The 17,970-nt window shown below is 67.0% G+C and carries 20 protein-coding genes; 9 read left to right on the top strand and 11 right to left on the bottom strand.

Annotated features, from left to right (window positions below; all coding sequences use genetic code 11):
* On the bottom strand, nucleotides 1-525 hold the full coding sequence (locus ASE66_RS05175; RefSeq protein WP_156412008.1) for a hypothetical protein: 525 nt from the start codon (nucleotides 523-525) through the stop codon (nucleotides 1-3).
* 207 nt (nucleotides 526-732) lie between these two features.
* Here ASE66_RS05175 and ASE66_RS05170 point away from each other — a divergent pair, with 207 nt between their 5' ends.
* Nucleotides 733-1,290, top strand: coding sequence for a dihydrofolate reductase family protein (locus ASE66_RS05170; protein ID WP_057188703.1), 558 nt, complete (start codon nucleotides 733-735; stop codon nucleotides 1,288-1,290).
* A gap of 82 nt (nucleotides 1,291-1,372) precedes the next feature.
* Here ASE66_RS05170 and ASE66_RS05165 read toward each other — a convergent pair whose 3' ends face one another.
* Entirely contained in the window at nucleotides 1,373-1,816 is a 444-nt protein-coding gene (locus tag ASE66_RS05165; protein WP_057188455.1) for a hypothetical protein, read from the bottom strand.
* Between the two features lie 168 nt (nucleotides 1,817-1,984).
* Nucleotides 1,985-2,893, bottom strand: coding sequence for a DMT family transporter (locus ASE66_RS05160; RefSeq protein WP_057188454.1), 909 nt, complete (start codon nucleotides 2,891-2,893; stop codon nucleotides 1,985-1,987).
* A gap of 170 nt (nucleotides 2,894-3,063) precedes the next feature.
* Here ASE66_RS05160 and ASE66_RS05155 point away from each other — a divergent pair, with 170 nt between their 5' ends.
* Entirely contained in the window at nucleotides 3,064-3,930 is an 867-nt protein-coding gene (locus ASE66_RS05155) for a LysR family transcriptional regulator (protein WP_057188453.1), read from the top strand.
* A gap of 161 nt (nucleotides 3,931-4,091) precedes the next feature.
* Here the strand turns inward: ASE66_RS05155 and ASE66_RS05150 are convergent, their stop codons facing one another.
* The gene (locus tag ASE66_RS05150; protein WP_057188452.1) at nucleotides 4,092-5,417 is read right to left on the bottom strand and encodes a dicarboxylate/amino acid:cation symporter; all 1,326 of its coding nucleotides are present in this window, start codon (nucleotides 5,415-5,417) and stop codon (nucleotides 4,092-4,094) included.
* 165 nt (nucleotides 5,418-5,582) lie between these two features.
* Nucleotides 5,583-6,716, bottom strand: a complete 1,134-nt coding sequence (gene hppD / locus ASE66_RS05145; protein ID WP_057188451.1) for a 4-hydroxyphenylpyruvate dioxygenase — start codon at nucleotides 6,714-6,716, stop codon at nucleotides 5,583-5,585.
* A 128-nt stretch (nucleotides 6,717-6,844) separates the two neighbouring features.
* Here hppD and ASE66_RS05140 point away from each other — a divergent pair, with 128 nt between their 5' ends.
* The 7 genes from ASE66_RS05140 to ASE66_RS05110 all read left to right on the top strand — a co-directional run bounded on the left by ASE66_RS05140 (nucleotide 6,845) and on the right by ASE66_RS05110 (nucleotide 12,205).
* Nucleotides 6,845-7,315: an Lrp/AsnC family transcriptional regulator gene (locus ASE66_RS05140; protein ID WP_057188450.1), complete on the top strand. Its 471-nt coding sequence runs from the start codon at nucleotides 6,845-6,847 to the stop codon at nucleotides 7,313-7,315.
* A gap of 43 nt (nucleotides 7,316-7,358) precedes the next feature.
* Complete coding sequence (locus ASE66_RS05135; protein ID WP_057188449.1) at nucleotides 7,359-7,940, top strand: cob(I)yrinic acid a,c-diamide adenosyltransferase; 582 nt, start codon at nucleotides 7,359-7,361, stop codon at nucleotides 7,938-7,940.
* Between the two features lie 4 nt (nucleotides 7,941-7,944).
* Nucleotides 7,945-8,646, top strand: coding sequence for a rhomboid family intramembrane serine protease (locus tag ASE66_RS05130; protein WP_057188448.1), 702 nt, complete (start codon nucleotides 7,945-7,947; stop codon nucleotides 8,644-8,646).
* A 138-nt stretch (nucleotides 8,647-8,784) separates the two neighbouring features.
* Nucleotides 8,785-9,531, top strand: coding sequence for an electron transfer flavoprotein subunit beta/FixA family protein (locus tag ASE66_RS05125; protein ID WP_057188447.1), 747 nt, complete (start codon nucleotides 8,785-8,787; stop codon nucleotides 9,529-9,531).
* Nucleotides 9,531-10,478 carry an electron transfer flavoprotein subunit alpha/FixB family protein gene (locus ASE66_RS05120; protein ID WP_057188446.1) on the top strand — a complete coding sequence of 316 codons (948 nt, stop codon included), beginning with the start codon at nucleotides 9,531-9,533 and terminating at the stop codon, nucleotides 10,476-10,478. Before ASE66_RS05125 ends, ASE66_RS05120 begins: the two co-directional genes overlap by 1 nt.
* 73 nt (nucleotides 10,479-10,551) lie before the next feature.
* On the top strand, nucleotides 10,552-11,433 hold the full coding sequence (locus ASE66_RS05115) for a 3-hydroxybutyryl-CoA dehydrogenase (RefSeq protein WP_057188445.1): 882 nt from the start codon (nucleotides 10,552-10,554) through the stop codon (nucleotides 11,431-11,433).
* 214 nt (nucleotides 11,434-11,647) lie between these two features.
* Nucleotides 11,648-12,205, top strand: a complete 558-nt coding sequence (locus ASE66_RS05110; RefSeq protein WP_057188702.1) for an HNH endonuclease — start codon at nucleotides 11,648-11,650, stop codon at nucleotides 12,203-12,205.
* Nucleotides 12,206-12,217: 12 nt separating this feature from the next.
* Here the strand turns inward: ASE66_RS05110 and ASE66_RS05105 are convergent, their stop codons facing one another.
* Genes ASE66_RS05105 through ASE66_RS05080 form a run of 6 tightly spaced genes read right to left on the bottom strand, consistent with a single transcriptional unit; the run spans nucleotide 12,218 to nucleotide 17,941 of the window.
* The gene (locus ASE66_RS05105; RefSeq protein WP_057188444.1) at nucleotides 12,218-13,084 is read right to left on the bottom strand and encodes an ABC transporter permease; all 867 of its coding nucleotides are present in this window, start codon (nucleotides 13,082-13,084) and stop codon (nucleotides 12,218-12,220) included.
* Nucleotides 13,081-14,025: an ABC transporter permease gene (locus ASE66_RS05100; protein WP_057188443.1), complete on the bottom strand. Its 945-nt coding sequence runs from the start codon at nucleotides 14,023-14,025 to the stop codon at nucleotides 13,081-13,083. Before ASE66_RS05100 ends, ASE66_RS05105 begins: the two co-directional genes overlap by 4 nt.
* Complete coding sequence (locus tag ASE66_RS05095; protein WP_057188442.1) at nucleotides 14,022-15,152, bottom strand: NAD(P)/FAD-dependent oxidoreductase; 1,131 nt, start codon at nucleotides 15,150-15,152, stop codon at nucleotides 14,022-14,024. The genes ASE66_RS05100 and ASE66_RS05095 overlap by 4 nt, the downstream gene beginning before the upstream one ends.
* Nucleotides 15,149-16,549, bottom strand: coding sequence for an NAD(P)/FAD-dependent oxidoreductase (locus ASE66_RS05090; RefSeq protein WP_057188441.1), 1,401 nt, complete (start codon nucleotides 16,547-16,549; stop codon nucleotides 15,149-15,151). Before ASE66_RS05090 ends, ASE66_RS05095 begins: the two co-directional genes overlap by 4 nt.
* Nucleotides 16,546-16,842 (bottom strand): (2Fe-2S)-binding protein, encoded by a 297-nt coding sequence (locus ASE66_RS05085; protein WP_057188440.1) that lies wholly within the window; start codon nucleotides 16,840-16,842, stop codon nucleotides 16,546-16,548. The genes ASE66_RS05090 and ASE66_RS05085 overlap by 4 nt, the downstream gene beginning before the upstream one ends.
* Complete coding sequence (locus ASE66_RS05080; RefSeq protein ID WP_057188439.1) at nucleotides 16,823-17,941, bottom strand: NAD(P)/FAD-dependent oxidoreductase; 1,119 nt, start codon at nucleotides 17,939-17,941, stop codon at nucleotides 16,823-16,825. The genes ASE66_RS05085 and ASE66_RS05080 overlap by 20 nt, the downstream gene beginning before the upstream one ends.
* Nucleotides 17,942-17,970 lie beyond the last annotated feature (29 nt).

Below are 17,970 nucleotides of genomic sequence, written 5' to 3'. Positions count from 1 at the left end.
TCAATTCTCCCGCAACGACAGGTCGAGGTTCTGCCCCTTGCCCGGCGGGCTGCCGCGCAGGGTCAGCGCGACCTCGCCTTGCTGGCGAGAAATCGTCAGGGTCGCGGGCGGGTTCGGGCGGACGCTTTCGGCCGTCTCGTTGAAGGCGAGCGTCAATCGCTGGCCCTGCCGTGTGCCGGATAGATTAGCCACCGTGCCGGTGCTCTCCCTGAATGTGCCGGCATAGCGCCCGCTCTTCGGATCATGGCGGAGATCGATCTTGATCGTGGCGCTGAAGATGGCCGCGGCGGTGCAACTGCCGTCGAGGCTGAGGCGGGGCCCTTCCTGGTCGCCATTGAACTGGCACTTCAGCGACCGGCTGCTGCCGCCGGCATTCTGGAGCGTGCCATTGCCGCTGAAGCGGCCTTCAAGCGAACTCAGGAAGCCCGTCTCGTCGTTGCCGGTGTCCTGTTCGGCTGAGGTCGGCTGCACCAGGGCCAGGAGCGCCGTCGCGGTGAGCGCCTTCGCCATGTGATGTCGCGTCATGAATAATCCTCCTGCCGGCTAAACGTCTCAGAAGCGGTTTTGATCACTTCGGATGCGCGATGAGCGATCGGCCGGAACCTCCGGCATGTCGAGTCGCCCCTTCATGTAAAACCGATTGCATTTCGAAACTGGTTTCGCTAAACAGATACCGCTTGCAGATCGCAAGCGGTTTTGAGGCGCCACAACGGCGCCCGCATGGAGGATGCGATGGCCAAGGTGATCGTCTGGAATCTCATGACGCTGGATGGCTATTTCGAGGGCAAGGAGAAGTGGGACCTTTCGTTTCACAACGACGCCTGGGGCGAGGAGCTCGATGCGCTCAGCAAGGAGTTCGGCAAGCGCGCCCAGGTGCTGGTGTTCGGCCGAGTCACCCATGACGGGATGAAGGCATACTGGACCAGCGCCACCGCCGAGGACGGCGAGGTGACGCACTATATGAACGCGCTGCCCAAGCTCGTCGCCTCGCGCAGCGTTCAGAGCTCGGACTGGAACAACACCCGCGTCACGGCCGACATCGTCAGTGAGATCGCCAAGCTCCGGGCCGCGCCGGGCAAGGACGTTTTGGTTTTTGGCAGCGCGGAACTCTGCGACACGCTGCTCAAGGAAAAGCAGGTCGACGAATTGATGCTGGCTATAGTGCCGGTGCGGCTCGGCGTGGGCACGCTGTTTTTCAAGGCCGGCAGCGAGCGCCAGAAGCTCGATCTGCTGGAGAACAGGCCGCTTAAGAACGGCACGGTGATCCTGCGCTACGCGCCGGCAAACTGATGGGATGGCGATCCGCTGCGGAAGGGATGGGCTTCCAACCCTCCGCAGCGTCTGCCTCCCGTGCCTGCTTGGCCGCGGCGGTCTATTGCTTGAAGCCGATCAGTACGCCGTCGGCGCCGAGCGAGAGCTGCAGGCCCCGACGCTTCGTCGCGAGGCGCATGACCACGCCCTTGGCATTGCGCAGCCAGAGCGTGCCGCGGCCTTCGTCGCCGATCGCCCAGCCCTCGCGGATCTGGATGTAGGCGCCGGTGAAATCCTCGACATTGCTCAGGCGATAGACCGAACCGGTCGCGGTCAGGCGCGAGGCGCCGATGCCGCCGATGCCGAGGCCGCCGACGGTGATGTCGTAATTGCGCTTGTTGAAGCGGAGCGTGCCGCCGCCGATCGCGCCCGATCCGATGAAGGCGACCTGCACCTGTCGGATGGAGACGGTTCCGGTGGCCGGACCGAACTGCCGCGACTGCGCGCTTGCTGGAGCACTGGCCAGGAGGCAAGCGAAGACAAAAGCGGAAACCCGAGCGATCATGGCTAGTTCTCCCCCGCCTCAGAATGAGGCTGGTCGAACTTTGCGCCGGAAATATCAGGGGTCAAACGGCATTTTAGTTTGCATTGCGCAATTCGACACGGCGGCGATAGAGAGCAACGTGGAGAAATCCGTCCCGTCCTCGGTTGATCGCGCGGTTCTAGGCGGGATTCAGCCCTTCCGCACCAGCAGCACCGCCGCCAGGATCGCGACGCCGCCGAAGGCCTGGGCGGGGGAGGGCTGCTCGGCGAAGATCGCCCAGGCGGCCAGCACCGAGACCAGCGCCGGCCAGACCATGACCAATGAGGCGGCATTGGCGCCGTAATGGCCGAGCGCCAGCGTGATCAGGCCCTGGCCCATGGCATGCGAGACAAGGCCGAGCGCGGCGACGGCGAGCCAGCCGGTCAGCGTCTGCGGCAGGATGGTTTCGCCGAGGCCGAGCGCTGCGACGAGGCAGAACACGGCGCAGATGGCGCTGGAGATCAGCCCGATACGGCCGGCGGCGGCGCGGTTACGGGCGCGGCGGACAGCGAGGATATAGGCCGCATAGGAGAAGGCGGCGCCGATGGCCAGGCCGTCGCCGAGCATGCCGCCGGAGGGCGGTGTTGTCGCGCCGAGCTTCGGCAGCACCAGCATGCCGGCGCCGCCGATGGCGAGCAGCAGCGCGCCGAGGATGCGCCGGGTCGGCTTTTCGCGGAAGAGCAGCCAGCCGCCGAGGATGACGCCGACCGGCGAGAGATTGCCGAGCAGCGAGGCATTGGCGATCGAGGTGAAGCCGAGCGAGGCGTTATACAGCACGACGTCGACGCCGAAGGCGAGGCCGGCGAGCGCGATCGGTAGCATCGCGCCGGGCCTCACGCCGCCAGCACCGTTGCGGCGGTCCTCCAGCGCCATCCAGGCGGCGAGCACGGGCAGCGCGAAGGCCATGCGCCAGAAGCCGGCGGCGGCCGGGCCGACATCGGCGAAGCGCACGAAGATGCCGGAGAAGCCGATGCAGGTCGCGCCGAGCAGCAGCGCCAGGAACATGCCGAGCGCCGGGGTGGCGGGCCGGTCGGGCAAAGAGAGGCTCGGGGCGGACATCGGGCGGGCTTTCAGGTCGTGAAATCCACAGCCCCCATCCTGAGGAGCCGCGATCTGCGATCGCTCCTCGGGATGGGGGCTGTTTCGTCGCTCCCAACATAGCCCGCTTCCAGCAATCGGAAAAACGGATTATCCTGATTTATCTATCGCCATTTCCGATGGAGAGGACGATGTCAGCCCATCTCGATCTCGATGCGCTCGCCATGCTCGTCGCCGTGGCCGAGACTGGCGGCTTCACTGCCGCCGGGCAAAGGCTCGGGCGCACGCAATCGGCGGTTTCCGGCCGCATCCAGGACCTGGAAGCCGCGCTCGGCAAGCAGTTGCTCGAGCGCTCGCGCCGCGGCGTCACGCCGACGCAGGCCGGCGAGCGTCTGCTCGCGCAGGCGCGGCGCCTGCTCGCGATCGAGCGCGAGGCGCGGGCCGAGCTCGACGGCGACAAGGCCGTGGGCCGCCTGCGCATCGGCCTGCCCGACGACTATGTCGACGCTTACCTCAGGCCGCTGATCGTGCGCTTCGCCGAGGAACATCCGCGCGTCGAGATCGAGGTGCACTGCGAGCTCTCGAAACGGATCGAGCCGGCGGTGGCGGCAGGCGAGCTCGACCTGGCGGTGATCACGCAGGATCCCGGCCGGCCGAAGGGCGAGCGCCTCAGGCGCGAGCCGCTGGTCTGGGTTGCCGCCCGTGGCCATCGGCCGGAACTCAGCGATGTGCTGCCGCTCGGCCTGTTCAACGAGGGTTGCCGGGCCCGTCCGCGCATCCTGAACGCGCTGCAGGCGTCGGAGCGGCCGCACCGGCTGGTTTTTTCGTCATCGCATATGGCCGGCCTGCTCTCGGCGGTGGAGGCTGGTCTGTGCGTCACTGCGATCACCGAGAGCGCGGCGCCGGCGTCCCTGCGCCGGCTCGAGCCGTCGGAGAACCTGCCGTCGCTGTTCGAGCTCTCGGTCGCGCTGGTGATCGCGCCGCAGGCGAGTATCGCTGCGCGTCATTTCGCGCAGGCGCTGCGGGAAGCGATGGCGACGCCGCGCCTTGTCGCTTGAAGGCTATCAGGAATTGGTGTCGTCCCGGACAAGCCGCGGAGCGGCGCTGATCCGGGACCCATGCCTGAACCGTTCCGGCATGGGTCCCGGGTCTTCGCTTCGCTACGCCCGGGACGACAGAGTTCAAAACGTCCGGATTGAAATCTGTTTTGCCAGCTCGTTCAGACCGCGATCCGCTCGGGCTCGTCGGCGTCGAAGCCGGTCTCCTTGGCGAGGATGCGCTGCATCCTGGCCTCGTCGAGCGAGTTCTCCCATTTCGAGACGACGATGGTGGCGACGCCGTTGCCGATCAGGTTGGTGAGGGCGCGCGCCTCTGACATGAAGCGGTCGATGCCGAGGATCAGCGCGATCGAGGCGACCGGGATATGGCCGACCGTGGCGAGCGTCGCTGCAAGCACGATGAAGCCCGAGCCGGTGACGCCGGCCGCGCCTTTGGAGGTCAGCAGCAGCACGGCGATGATGCCGATCTCCTGCGACAGAGAGAGGTCGGTATTGGTCGCTTGCGCCAGGAAGACGGCGGCCATGGTCAGGTAGATGCAGGTGCCGTCGAGGTTGAAGGAGTAGCCGGTCGGGATGACCAGGCCGACCACGCTCTCCTTGCAGCCGAGATGGGTCATCTTGGCGATCATGCGCGGCAGCACGCTCTCCGAGGAGGAGGTGCCGAGCACGATCAGCAGCTCCTCCTTGATGAAGGCGATGAACTTCAGGATAGAGAAGCCGGCGAGCCGCGCGATCGTGCCGAGCACCAGGAAGATGAAGATCAGGCAGGTCGTGTAGAACGCGGCCATGAAGGAGCCGAGCGAGAGCAGGGTCCCGACGCCGAACTTGCCGATGGTGAAGGCCATGGCGCCGAAAGCGCCGATCGGGGCGGCCTTCATGATGATGCCGACGATCTTGAAGAAGATCTGGGCGATGTCGTCGATGAAGTGCAGCACCGCCTTGCCGCGCTCGCCGAGCATCTGCAGGCCGAAGGCGAAGAGCAGGGCGAAGAACAGCACCTGCAGGATTTCGCCATTGGCGAAGGCGCCGACCACCGTCTCGGGGATGATCCCCATCAGGAAGGCCAGCGTACTCTGGTCGTGTGCCTTGGAGGTGAAGGCGGCGATGCCGGCGGTGTTGATCGTCGAGGGGTCGACGTTCATGCCCGCGCCGGGTTTCCAGAGATTGACCACGACGAGGCCGACGATCAGCGCCAGCGTGGTGACGGCCTCGAAATAGATCAGCGCCTTCAGGCCGACCCGGCCGACCTTCTTCATGTCGTCCATCGAGGCGACGCCGTGGACGACGGTGAGGAAGATGATCGGTGCGATGATCATCTTGATCGCCTTGATGAAGGCGTCGCCCAGCGGCTTCATCGCTTCGCCGGTCTGGGGATAGAAATGGCCGAGCAGCACGCCGATGGCGATCGCGGTCAGCACCTGGACATAAAGATGGGTCCACCATGGGCCCTGATGACCCCGCAAGACCTCTGCCGACGCTGTCGCCATGGCCGTTTCCCCTTGCTGACGCGCCTTTTGTGCGGCGCGTCAGTAAAGGGCTACGCCCATTCCCGGGAGGCGGCAAGTTCAGGTTGAAACGTGCCGATCACTTGAAAGCGAGAGCCTTCTCCCTTTGCACGGGAGAAGGCTACAAGTATTCGCAGCGCGAATGCGCTACTCGGCCGCCTGCGGCTTCAGCACGCCGCGGCGGATCTGGTCTTCCTCGATCGACTCGAACAGAGCGCGGAAATTGCCCTCGCCGAAGCCGTCATCGCCCTTGCGCTGGATGAACTCGAAGAAGATCGGGCCGACCACCGTGGCCGAGAAGATCTGGAGCAGCACCTTGCTCATCCGGCCGGCCTTGTCGCCGAGCGCGACCGCGCCCTCGCCGTCGATCAGGATGCCATTGGCCTTCAGGCGCGATACCGGCTCGCCATGGTTCGGCACGCGGCCGTCGACCTTCTCGTAATAGGTCGCGGGTGGCGCGGGCATGAAAGGCAGGCCGTTCGCTCGCAACTGCTCGACATTGGCATAGATGTCGCGCGCGCCGAGCGCGACATGCTGGATGCCCTCGCCCTTGTATTGGCGCAGGTACTCCTCGATCTGGCTCTTGTCGTCGAGGGATTCATTGATCGGGATGCGGATCTTGCCGCAGGGCGAGGTCAGCGCCCGCGAGATCAGGCCGGTGAGCTTGCCCTCGATGTTGAAGAAGCGGATCTCGCGGAAATTGAAGAGATCGCCGTACCAGCCGGCCCAATGGTCCATGCGGCCGCGCTGGACGTTATGGGTGAGATGGTCGAGATAATACATCCCGGCCTGCTCGGGATGCGGATCGCTCTCGCCAAGCCATTCGAAGTCGACATCGTAGATCGAGCCCTTCTCGCCATAGCGGTCGACGAAATAGAGCAGCGAGCCGCCAATGCCCTTCACCGCGGGAATCTGCAGTTCTCCGGGGCCGACCTTGCTCTCATAGGGCTCGGCGCCGAGCGAGACCGCGCGCTCGAAGGCGTGCTTGGCATCGACGACGCGGAAGGCCATGGCGCAGGCGCAGGGGCCGTGCTCGGCGGCAAAGCCCTGCGCGAAGGACTCCGGCTCGGCGTTGACGATGAAATTGACGTCGCCCTGGCGGTAGAGCGTCACCTTCTTGGAGCGATGCCTGGCGACCTTGGTGAAACCCATGGTCTCGAACAGCGCGCCGAGCTTCTCGGGCTCGGGATGGGCGTATTCGACGAACTCGAAGCCGTCGGTGCCCATTGGATTTGCGGCGGAAATAGCCGGCGGCTCGGCGTCGTGCGGAAACGGTCCCATCGTGCGTCCTCCTCAATTGCATGGTTGACCGATCCTCGCGCATCGGTGAGGCGAAAGGTTTGCAAAATCCCGCGCTCTCGGATTGGATTTGCACAGATCGTGCATCAAGAAGCAGGAAGGCTCACGAAATGCCGCAGCTCGACGCTTTCGACTGGCGCCTGCTCGATGCTCTCCAGCAGGATGCCTCGCTGACCAATGGCGCGCTTGCCGAGCGCGTCGGCCTCTCCGCCAGCCAGGTCTCGCGGCGGCGGCAGGCGCTGGAAAACTCGGGTGCCATCCGCGGCTATCGCGCGCTGATCGATCCGGAGGCGATCGGGCTCTCCGTCACAGTCTTCATTCATGTCGCGCTCAACACCCATTCGCGTGACAACGCCCGGCGCTTTCGCGACCTGGTGAAGCTGACACCAGCCGTGCTCGAGGCGCATGCGCTCACCGGCGAGGCCGACTACATGCTGAAGGTCGCGGTCGGTGACCTCAAGGAGCTGGCGCGCCTGGTGAACGAGGTGCTGCTGCCGCATGAGAGCGTCGCCCGGGTGCGCTCGGAGATCGCGCTGGAGACACTGAAGGAGCCGGGGCTTCTACCCTTGGCGATGGGGTGAGATTGCCCCTTCCGCCGATGCTGCAGCGCGCTATAACTCGGACATGGTCGTTCTCAATCGCATCTACACCCGCACCGGCGACGACGGCACCACAGCGCTCGCCACCGGCGCGCGCCGGCCGAAATTCGATCTGCGCGTCTCCGCCTATGGAACCGTCGACGAGACCAATGCCTGCATCGGCATGGCGCGGCTGCATTGCGCGAGCGAGGATCCCGAGCTCGACGCGATGCTCGGCCGCATCCAGAACGACCTCTTCGATCTCGGCGCCGAGCTCGCCTCGCCCGATACCGGTGAGAAGCTGGCATGGGAGCCGCTGCGGATCGTGCAGGCGCAGGTCGACCGGCTCGAGGCCGAGATCGACCAGCTCAACCGGCCGCTCGGGACGCTGCGCTCCTTCGTGCTGCCCGGCGGAACGCCGGGCTCGGCTCACCTGCATCTCGCCCGTACGGTCAGCCGCCGGGCCGAAAGGCTGATGGTCGAATTGTCGCAGGGCGAGGGCGAGAATGTCGCCCAGCCGGCGCTGAAGTTCATCAACCGGCTCTCGGATTTCCTCTTCGTCGCCTCGCGCCACCTCAATGCCAGGGCTGGGGGCGACGTGCTCTGGACGCCCGGCCAGAACCGCTGATCCGATGTTCGTTCCGTTGCATGACGGCGTGCCGATGCGCTTCATCCGCGTCGCCTATGTCACCTATGCGCTGGTCGCGCTCTGCATCGTGCTGCGGCTGGTCCTGATGCACTGGACCAGCGAGGCCAGCGAGATCGCGGTCATGGCCGGCTTCGGCACGATTCCCGTGGTGCTGTTCGGCGAGGCGCAATTGCCGCCGGAATTGCTCAGGGCGCCGCCCTGGCTGACGCTGGTGACCGGCATCATGCTGCATGCCAGCTTCGCCCATCTGATCGGCAACATGCTGTTCCTCTGGGTCTTCGGCGACAATGTCGAGGATGCGATGGGGCATCTGCGCTTCCTCGTCTTCTTCCTGCTCTGCGGCATGGCCGGGGCGCTGCTGCACGCGTTGATGAACCCCGAATCGGAGCAGCCGCTGATCGGCGCATCCGGCGCCATCTCCGGTGTGATCGCCTCCTATCTGATGCTCTATCCGCGGGTGCGCGTCTGGGGGCTCGCCTTCAAGGCAATCCCGCTGCACATCCCGGCGATGTACGCGCTCGGCGCCTGGATCCTGTTCCAGCTGCTCTCGGCGCTGTTCGATCAGCAGGGGGCCGTGGGCTGGTGGGCGCATCTCGGCGGGCTCGGTGCCGGGGCGGCACTGACGCCGCTCCTGATCCGGCGCGAGCTGCGCCTGTTCGGCCGCGGCATGCGGGGGCTGCCGTGACTTTCATGGCGTTGACAAGCGCAAATCCCCGTCGCTACGGTCCGTCCGCATTTCAGCCGAGCGCCGCGATGCCGGTCATCGTCAGGCCGGCGGATCGGCATCCGATCGCATCATCTTTCCGAAACCGGTGACGCCCTGATGAAGATACTTGTGCCAGTGAAGCGTGTGGTCGACTTCAACGTGAAGATCCGGGTGAAGGGCGATGGTTCCGGGGTCGAGCTGGCCAATGTGAAGATGTCGATGAATCCCTTCGACGAGATCGCCGTCGAAGAGGCGCTACGGCTCAAGGAAGCGGGCAAGGCGAGCGAAGTGATCGTGGTCTCGGTCGGGCCGGCGCAGGCCGCCGAGACGATCCGCACCGGCCTCGCCATGGGCGCCGACCGCGGCATCCTGGTCAAGGTCGACGGCACGATCGAGCCGCTCGCGGTCGCCAAGCTCCTGAAGAAGATCGTCGAGCAGGAGACACCCGAGCTCGTCATCCTCGGCAAGCAGGCGATCGACGACGACTGCAACCAGACCGGCCAGATGCTGGCAGCCCTGCTCGGCTGGCCGCAAGGCACCTTCGCCTCCAAGGTTACGGTCGGGGACGGCTCGGTCGAGGTCATCCGCGAGGTCGATGGCGGCCTGCAGACGGTCCAGCTCAAGCTGCCGGCGATCGTCACCACCGACCTTCGCCTCAACGAGCCGCGCTATGCCTCGCTGCCCAACATCATGAAGGCCAAGAAGAAGCCGCTCGACGAGACCACGCCCGAGACGCTCGGCGTCGATGCCTCCCCGCGCCTCAAGGTGCTGAAGACGGCCGAGCCGGCCGGACGCTCCGCCGGCGTCAAGGTGGCCAATGCCGCCGAACTCGTCTCCAAGCTCAAGACCGCCGGGGTGATCTGATGACCACGCTGCTGCTCGCCAAGCACGACAACAAGAGCCTCAACGAGGCCACCCGCAAGGCGCTGACCGCCGCCAAGGACCTCGGCGCGCCCGTGCATGTCCTGGTCGCCGGCCATAACGCCAAGGCCGTCGCCGAAGCCGCCGCCAAGCTCGACGGCGTCGAGAAGGTGCTGCTCGCCGACGATGGATCTTACGAGCATCGCCTGGCCGAGCCGCTGGCGGCGCTGATCGTTTCGCTTGCGCCTGGCTATGACGCGCTGGTCGCGCCCGGCACCACAACCGGCAAGAACGTGATGCCGCGCGTCGCCGCGCTGCTCGACGTGATGCAGGTCTCGGAGGTCACCAAGATCGTCTCAGCCGACACTTTCGAGCGGCCGATCTATGCCGGCAACGCCATCCAGACGGTGCAGTCCGCCGACGCCAAGAAGGTGATCACGGTGCGCGGCGCCTCCTTCGCCGCGACCGGCGACGGCTCCGCCAGCGCTCCGATCGAGAGCGTCGCCGCGGCGCAGAACCCGGGCACCTCGTCCTTCAAGGGCGAGGAGGTCGCCAAGTCCGACCGGCCGGAGCTGGCCTCGGCCAAGATCATCGTCTCCGGCGGGCGGGCGCTCGCCTCGGCCGACAACTTCGCCAAGGTGATCGAGCCGGTGGCGGATCGGCTCGGCGCCGCGATGGGCGCCTCGCGCGCCGCGGTCGACGCCGGCTACGCCCCGAATGACTGGCAGGTCGGACAGACCGGCAAGGTCGTGGCGCCCGATCTCTATGTCGCGGTCGGCATTTCCGGCGCGATCCAGCACCTCGCCGGCATGAAGGATTCGAAGGTCATCGTCGCCATCAACAAGGACGAGGAGGCGCCGATCTTCCAGATCGCCGATTACGGCCTCGTCGGCGATCTCTTCGCCATCATGCCCGAGCTCGACAAAGAGCTCGAAAAGGCCGGCAAGTAACCGGTAAAGTAAGTCGCGTCGCGGGCGGCGATCAGCCGCTCGCGCCAGCTCCCTCGGGGAACAGAAGCGTCACATGGACCACCAGATCAAGACCGTCGGCATCATCGGGGCCGGGCAGATGGGCAACGGTATCGCCCATGTCGCCTCGGTCGCGGGCTTCGACATCAGGCTGCACGACATCGCCGAGGAGCGCATCAACGCGGCGCTGGCGACGATCGACGGCAACATGGCCCGGCAGGTCGCCAAGGGCGCCATCGCCGATGAGGACCGCCGTGGCGCGATGAGCCGGATCATCGCAGCGCCGAAGCTGGAGGATCTGGGGCCGTGCGACCTCGTGATCGAGGCCGCGACCGAAAGCGAGGAGGTGAAGCGCAAGATCTTCACCGCGATCTGCCCCTATCTGCGGCCCGACGCGATCCTGGCCTCGAATACCTCGTCGATCTCGATCACGCGGCTCGCTGCGGCGACCGATCGCCCCGAGCACTTCATCGGCATTCATTTCATGAATCCGGTGCCGCTGATGCAGCTCGTCGAGCTGATTCGTGGCATCGCCACGGACGATGGCACCTTCGAGCGCGCCAAGGATTTCGTCGCCAAGCTGCACAAGACGGCGTCGGTCTCCGAGGATTTCCCGGCTTTCATCGTCAACCGCATCCTGCTGCCGATGATCAACGAAGCCGTCTACACGCTCTATGAGGGCGTCGGCTCGGTCGAGGCGATCGACACCGCGATGCGGCTTGGCGCGAATCACCCGATGGGGCCGCTCCAGCTCGCCGACTTCATCGGCCTCGACACCTGCCTGTCGGTGATGCAGGTGCTGCATGACGGGCTCGCCGATTCGAAGTACCGGCCGTGCCCGCTGCTGGTGAAGTATGTCGAGGCCGGCTGGCTCGGCCGCAAGGCCCAGCGCGGCTTCTACGATTATCGCGGCGAAAAGCCCGTCCCGACGCGCTGAAACCGGCGATAGCGCCCGAGCTTCCGAGCCGGGCGCCTCCTCCTGGATCCGTTCTCCGCAATCCCAGGGCTTCCGCCCGTTCGCGCGCGGCAGGTGCTTATTCGCGCCGCAACATCGCCGCTTCACATTCCTGTCGTCTCGCGCTTACATTGATGCGTTACAGGATTCGTGCGGCCTAATAAGCGGAGGCGCGATACGGGTGACGGCGCATGTGATGCATCCGATGGCCTCGCCGGACGGTTGTCCGGCGCTGGTGCTCAACGCCGATTTTCGGCCGTTGAGCTACTACCCGCTGTCATTGTGGAGTTGGCAGGACGCGATCAAGGCGGTCTTCATGGACCGGGTCAACATCGTGTCCGAATACGACACCGTGGTGCGCAGTCCGAGCTTCAACATGAAGCTGCCCTCGGTGGTCTCGCTCAAGACCTATATCAAGCCCTCGCGCACCCCGGCCTTCACCCGTTTCAATGTCTTCCTGCGCGACCGCTTCGCCTGCCAGTATTGCGGCACGCGCGACGAACTGACCTTCGACCATGTCGTGCCGCGCTCCAAGGGCGGGCTCACCACATGGGAGAACGTCGTCGCGGCCTGCTCGCCCTGCAATCTGATGAAGGGCGACAAGATGCCGACCGCGGTCGGGATGATCCCGATGCAGAGGCCGTTCGCGCCGTCGATCAACGACCTTCATCGCAACGGCAAACTGTTCCCGCCGAACTATCTGCACGATAGCTGGCTCGACTATCTCTACTGGGATTCTGAGCTGGAGCCGTGAGCTCCAGCCCCGTCAGCGCGTCCGCGAGCGCGGGTCCGAGGCGTCGCGCAGCGCGTCGCCGAGCAGGTTCAGCGCCAGCACGGTGACGAGGATGGCCAGGCTCGGGAAGACCGCGAGCCACCAGGCGTCGAGGATGTTCTCGAAGCCCTCGCGGATCATCGCGCCCCAGGTCGGCGCCGGCGGCGGCACGCCGAGGCCGATGAAGCTGAGCGAGGCCTCGGTGCGGATCGCCGAGGCCAGCCAGAGCGAACTCATCACCACCACGTCGGAGATCATGTTCGGCAGGATGTGCCGGGTCATGATCCGGAACGGGCCGCAGCCATAGGAGCGGCTGGCCTCGACGAAATCGCGCTGGCGCAGGGTGATCGTCGGCGCGCGGGCGACGCGGGCGAAGGGCGCGACCTCGGTCACCGCGATGGCGATGATCAGGTTCTCCAGGCTCGCGCCGAGCATGGCGGCGATCATCAGGCCGAGCAGCAGGGTCGGGAAGGCGAGCAATACGTCGAGCACCCCCATGACGAGCTGGTCGAAGACGCCGCCGATATAGCCGGCGAGCACGCCGATCGCGGTGCCGACCAGCATCGCGATCAGGATGGCGACGAAGCCGACGAAGAGCGAGATGCGCGCGCCGTAGATCAGCCGCGAGAGCACGTCGCGGCCATAGGAATCGGTACCGAGCCAGAATTCGGCGGAGGGTGGCTCCAGCCGCGCGACGATGTTCTGCTCGAGCGGATCATGCGGCGCGAGCCAGGGCGCGAACAGCGCGACGAAGACGATAAGCGCCAGCAGCATGAGCCCGACCCAGGCGAGCCGGTTCTGCGTGAAGGCGAGCCAGAGCCCGCCCGGCTGGATCGCGACGGGGGTGTCGGCGGCGCTCATGAGAATTTCACCCTGGGATCGACGAGGCCGTAGGCGAGATCGGTCAGCGTGTTCACGACGATCACGCAGATCGCGAAGATGATCATCAACCCCTGCAGCAGGGTGTAGTCGCGGGCGTTGAGCGCGCCGATGATCAGTTTGCCGAGGCCGGGGCGGTTGAAGATGATCTCGGTCAGCACGGAATTGCCGATCAGCGTGCCGAAATAGAGCCCGACCACGGTGATGATCGGGATCAGCCCGTTGCGAAGCGCATGGGTCACGACGAGCTGGGTCGGGCCGACGCCCTTGGCGCGGGCGGTGCGGATATAGTCCTCGGTCAGCACGCCGAGCATCGCGGCGCGGGTCACCCGCATCACATAGGCGGTCATGATGATGCCGAGGTTGAGCGCGGGCAGGGCCAGCGCCCGCATCCGCTCACTGAGGCTGCCGGCGCCGCTGGTGTTGCCGAGCACCGGGAACCAGCCGAGCTGGATCGAGAAGACGATCAGCATCAGGATGCCGGAGACGAAGGCCGGGAAGGACAGGCCGACCAGCGAGACGATGCGCGAGACATAGTCGACCCAGCCATTGCGGCTGAGCGCGGCGGCGATGCCGAGCGGCAGGCCGAAGAGAAGGCCGATCGTGATGGCGGCGACGGTCAATTCGATCGTCGAGGGCAGGACGAGCAGTACCTCTCGGATGACACTGCGCCCGCTCGACAGCGACTGACCGAAATCGCCGGTGAGGATCTTGCCGAGGAAGCTGAGATACTGGACGTGGACCGGCTGGTCGAGGCCGAGCTTTTCCCTGAGCGCCGCGAGCGAGGCGGCGCTGGCCTGGTCGCCGAGGATGACGGAGGCGGCATCGCCGGGCACCAGACGAACCAGCACGAAGATCGCGGTCAGCATTACGAACAGGGTGGGGATGGCGAGCAGGATTCGCCTGACCAGATTGCCGATCATGCCACCGCCCTTTCCTGCATCAGCCGCGCCGGCGCGAAGGCGGCGATCTCGCGGCGCGTCCGCCCCTCGCAGATGAGGTCTGCAATGATCGAGCCGACGACGGGTACGAGCTGGAAGCCGTGCCCGGAGAAGCCGAAGGCGTGGACGAGGCCGGGCGCGTTCGGCGACAGGCCGATGACCGGTATGTGGTCACGCGTCTCAGCCTCGATGCCGGTCCAGCAGCGGGCGATGCGCACGCCCTGCACGGCCGGGAAGAGATCGCTGGCGGCGCGCGCGCCCCTGGCGAGCTGGCGAAAGTCGACGCTGCTGCGCTCGCGGTCGAGATCGGCCGAGCCCTGCAGGCCGCCGCCGATCACCAGCGTGCCCTGGCCCGCCTGCTTGAAGGAGAGCGCGCGGCCGACGACGCTGACGACGGGGTCGAGCAGGGGCGCGAGCCGCTCGGTGACGATCATCATCGAGGCGCGGACGCCGAGCGGGATCGCGTCGCCGAACAGGGCCGCGAGCCGCCCGGCCCAGGCGCCGGCGGCGTTGACGATCTGGGGCGCGCGAAAGCGCCTGCTGCCGCAGACAAGCAGCCAATCGTCGCCTTGCCGATCGACCGCCTCGACGCCGCAGCCCTCGGCGATGACGACGCCTTCGGCTTCGCAGGCACGGCGGAAGGCGGCAATGGTGCGATGCGGGTCGGCTGCGCCGTCGCGCCGCGCCACCAGCGCGCCGACGCAATGCGGACTCAGAGCCGGCACGAGCCGGCGCAGTTCGGCGCTGTCGATGATCTCTTCATGGCTATAGCCGAGAGCGCGAGTGCGTGCCTGCCGCTCGATCAAAGCCGGCATATGCTCCGCCTTCTCGGCGACGCGCATCTGGCCATGGGCGTGGAAGCCGCAATCGTCGCCGACGATCGCTTCGATCCGGTGCCACATCGCCATCGCTTCGAGCGAGATCGGGATCTCGGCGATGTCGCGGCCGAGGGTGCGCACGCCCGCAGCCGTGGCGCCGGAGGCGTGGCGACCGGTCCAGCGCCGCTCGACCAGAGCCACCCGCCGGCCGGCGCGCGCCAGATGCAATGCAGCGGAGAGCCCATGCAGGCCGCCGCCGACCACGATGACGTCGAAGACGGCGTCGGTCATGCCGCCGGCTCCTGCTCGTCGAGGCTGGCGAGCTCGCCGAGCGTCACCGGCTTCAGCGGCGGCCTGATCCGGTAGAAGCCGACCTCCTCGACGGATCGGCCCTGCGCGGCTGCTATAATGTGGGCCATGGTGTAGCCGCATTGCCGGCCCTGGCAGGGCCCCATCCCGGCGCGGGTGAAGGCCTTGAGCTGGTTGGGGCCGGGGCGCCCCTCGACCGCACGGGCCCGCAATTCGCCGGCTGTGACCTCCTCGCAGCGGCAGACCAGCGTCTCGTCCGGCGGCGCATAGAGCTGCGAACGCGGCGCGTAGAGCGCGTCGAGGAAGGGCCGCAAAGCGAGCGCACTGGCGAGGGCATGTCGTTCGGGCGCCGCGGCGACTTCGGCGGTGGCGTCGTCGAGCCGGCCGAGTTTTGCCGCGACCCGTAGCGCCGCGAGCCGGCCGCGCGGTTCGGCCGCCTCTGCCCCGCCGATACCGGCGCCGTCGCCCGCGACGAAGATATTGGCCTGCGAGGTCTCGCCCCAGGCGTCGAGCACCGGGACATAGCAGTGCTGGCCGGCATGCCAGCTCACCGCGCAGCCGAGCGCGAGCGGCGCATGGATGTTCGGCACCACGCCCTCATGGACGAGCAGCACCTCGGCGGGAACCTCGGTTTCCTGCCCGGCCTCTGTGCGATAACGCAGGCGCTGCAATCGGCCTTCGCCTTCGGCGCGCAGCTCGGTGACATGGCGGATGATCGGGACGCCGGCCCGGCGCAGTGCCAGCGACCAGGACAGGCCCTTGATGAGGTCGCCGAGGCGTCCGAGGCCCTGCGGCAGATGGCGAAGCGCCGAACCGAGGCGCCCGCGCGGGGTCGTGTCGAGGAAGCCGGCGATGCGGCCGCCGGCGGCCAACAGCTGGGTCATGTAAAGCAGCGGCAGCGGTCCGCAGCCGGCGATCCAGACCGGCTTGTCCGGTACGGAATCGGCGGTCTTCAGCAGGATTTGCGCGGCCCCGACGGTCAGCACGCCCGGCAGTGTCCAGCCGGGGAAGGGTACGGGACGCTCCTGTGCGCCGGTCGCAAGGATGATCGCCTCAGCGGTCACCGAGCGAGCCTTGCCACCACGCGTGAAGAAGGCACGGAAGCCCGGTTCGATCTGCCAGAGCTGGCTTGCGGGCTCGTAAGTAGCGCCGCAGGCGCGGAAGGGGGCGGCGCGCTCAATACCGGAAAGATAGCTCTCGCCGAGCCGCTTGGCGCGCGGCGTCGCGGCGACGGTCTCGATTCCCCGCCAGATCTGGCCGCCGGGCGCCGGCTGGTCGTCGACGACGCGGACGGAGAGGCCGTGGCGGCGGGCGGTAATCGCGGCGGCCATGCCGGCCGGGCCGGCGCCGACGATCAAGAGATCGGTGTGATCGCTCATGCCGACAGGCTCCGGCGGCCCTGTTGGCGGGCGATGCGCATGCCGTTGGCGACCGGCGTCAGGCAACTCTGCACCGAGCCCTGCCCGTCGACCTCGACGAGGCATTCAAAACAGACGCCCATCATGCAATAGGGCGCGCGCGGGCTTGCCGAGACCGGCGTGGTCCGGCTCCAACCTTCCTGCTGGCGCAGCAGCACCGCAGCGACGCTTTCGCCGAGCTCGGCGACGACGGGGCGCCCGTCGATGAAGATGGTGACCGCCTGCGGTCCGGGGTCATGCAGCTTGCGGAACATCGAAGCGACTCTGGTGGAAGGGAGAAAAGCGCGCGGGCAGACTGCCTGCGGCGATGGCCTCGGCCAACACCTCGGCGTGGAAGGCTGCGAGCGTCACGCCGGAATGGCAGAGCGCGACGAACGCGCCGGGATGGCTCTGCGACTGCGCATAGATCGGGTAGCTGTCCGGCGTCAGGATGCGTAGGCCGGCCCATTGCCTGACGAGGCCGACCTTCGCGAGCGCAGGGACGATCTGCACCGTCTTGCGGCTGAGCCGCGCCGCCGCCTCGCCGGTGGTGGAGACGTCGAAGCCGGGATCGTCCTTGGTGGCGCCGATCATCACCGTGCCTTCGCCGGTCTGGCGCAGGCCGCTCGCCGGCAAGGGCAGGAAAGGCTCGAGCCGCTCGGTGACCAGCACCTGTCCGCGCTCCGGCCGGAGCGGCACGTCGAGCCCGACCTGACGCGCCAGTTCCGGCGAGCCGAGCCCGGCGGCAATGACGATCCGCGGCGCCACCAGCGTCTCGCCGTCGAGCACGAGCTTGAAGTCAGTGCCGGCACGCTCGATCCGTTGCACCCGGGCGCGATGGCGCAGCGCGCCGCCATGGCTGAGGACGCCGGCATGCAGGGCGGCCAGCAGTCGCAAGGGATTGGCGTGCCCGTCATGCCGCCCGAAGCTGGCGCCGGCGACATCCGGGCCGAGCCTCACCTTCGGCAGCAGACGCTCCAGCGCCGGGCGATCCAGCATCTCCCAATCCGGCTCGCTGTCGCCGCGCTGGTTATGGAGGCGCAGGAGGTCGACACGGCGCTTCTCGAAGGCCTCTTCGCCCAGGCAGAAGGCGAGGCCGCCATTCTGCTCATAGGCGAGATCGATTGCCGTCTCGGTCTCCAATTCTTCAGTGAAGTCCCGCCATAGCGCGATGCTGTCGCGGGTCAGGGCCTGATAGGCCGGCATGCCGAGACCCTTGCCCTGCAGCCAGACCAGCCCGAAATTCGCCCGCGCCGCGCGGAAATCGCCGTCGTCGCCGTCGAGCAGCAGCACCTTCTGCCGCTTGCGGCTAAGGCCGTAGGCGATGGCGGCGCCGACCGTTCCTCCCCCGATGACGACGATGTCCGGCCGCATGAAATTCCCTCGTTGGCGAGAGCCGGATC

Origin of the sequence: Allobosea sp. Root483D1 (assembly GCF_001429505.1) — a bacterium.
Taxonomy (GTDB): Bacteria; Pseudomonadota; Alphaproteobacteria; order Rhizobiales; family Beijerinckiaceae; genus Allobosea.
Note: the sequence above shows the minus strand (reverse complement) of the source record. Positions and strands in the feature narration are given on the sequence as shown.

Excerpts from the sequence above, each read along its gene's own strand:
- ASE66_RS05095 (WP_057188442.1), bottom strand. The coding sequence starts at position 15,152 with ATGACCGACGCCGTCTTCGACGTCATCGTGGTCGGCGGCGGCCTGCAT.
- ASE66_RS05130 (WP_057188448.1), top strand. The coding sequence starts at position 7,945 with ATGTTCGTTCCGTTGCATGACGGCGTGCCGATGCGCTTCATCCGCGTC.
- ASE66_RS05110 (WP_057188702.1), top strand. The coding sequence starts at position 11,648 with ATGCATCCGATGGCCTCGCCGGACGGTTGTCCGGCGCTGGTGCTCAAC.
- ASE66_RS05080 (WP_057188439.1), bottom strand. The coding sequence starts at position 17,941 with ATGCGGCCGGACATCGTCGTCATCGGGGGAGGAACGGTCGGCGCCGCC.
- ASE66_RS05165 (WP_057188455.1), bottom strand. The coding sequence starts at position 1,816 with ATGATCGCTCGGGTTTCCGCTTTTGTCTTCGCTTGCCTCCTGGCCAGT.
- ASE66_RS05135 (WP_057188449.1), top strand. The coding sequence starts at position 7,359 with ATGGTCGTTCTCAATCGCATCTACACCCGCACCGGCGACGACGGCACC.
- ASE66_RS05085 (WP_057188440.1), bottom strand. The coding sequence starts at position 16,842 with ATGTTCCGCAAGCTGCATGACCCCGGACCGCAGGCGGTCACCATCTTC.
- ASE66_RS05155 (WP_057188453.1), top strand. The coding sequence starts at position 3,064 with ATGTCAGCCCATCTCGATCTCGATGCGCTCGCCATGCTCGTCGCCGTG.
- ASE66_RS05125 (WP_057188447.1), top strand. The coding sequence starts at position 8,785 with ATGAAGATACTTGTGCCAGTGAAGCGTGTGGTCGACTTCAACGTGAAG.
- ASE66_RS05150 (WP_057188452.1), bottom strand. The coding sequence starts at position 5,417 with ATGGCGACAGCGTCGGCAGAGGTCTTGCGGGGTCATCAGGGCCCATGG.
- ASE66_RS05175 (WP_156412008.1), bottom strand. The coding sequence starts at position 525 with ATGACGCGACATCACATGGCGAAGGCGCTCACCGCGACGGCGCTCCTG.
- ASE66_RS05100 (WP_057188443.1), bottom strand. The coding sequence starts at position 14,025 with ATGATCGGCAATCTGGTCAGGCGAATCCTGCTCGCCATCCCCACCCTG.
- hppD (WP_057188451.1), bottom strand. The coding sequence starts at position 6,716 with ATGGGACCGTTTCCGCACGACGCCGAGCCGCCGGCTATTTCCGCCGCA.
- ASE66_RS05105 (WP_057188444.1), bottom strand. The coding sequence starts at position 13,084 with ATGAGCGCCGCCGACACCCCCGTCGCGATCCAGCCGGGCGGGCTCTGG.
- ASE66_RS05140 (WP_057188450.1), top strand. The coding sequence starts at position 6,845 with ATGCCGCAGCTCGACGCTTTCGACTGGCGCCTGCTCGATGCTCTCCAG.
- ASE66_RS05115 (WP_057188445.1), top strand. The coding sequence starts at position 10,552 with ATGGACCACCAGATCAAGACCGTCGGCATCATCGGGGCCGGGCAGATG.
- ASE66_RS05120 (WP_057188446.1), top strand. The coding sequence starts at position 9,531 with ATGACCACGCTGCTGCTCGCCAAGCACGACAACAAGAGCCTCAACGAG.
- ASE66_RS05090 (WP_057188441.1), bottom strand. The coding sequence starts at position 16,549 with ATGAGCGATCACACCGATCTCTTGATCGTCGGCGCCGGCCCGGCCGGC.
- ASE66_RS05160 (WP_057188454.1), bottom strand. The coding sequence starts at position 2,893 with ATGTCCGCCCCGAGCCTCTCTTTGCCCGACCGGCCCGCCACCCCGGCG.
- ASE66_RS05170 (WP_057188703.1), top strand. The coding sequence starts at position 733 with ATGGCCAAGGTGATCGTCTGGAATCTCATGACGCTGGATGGCTATTTC.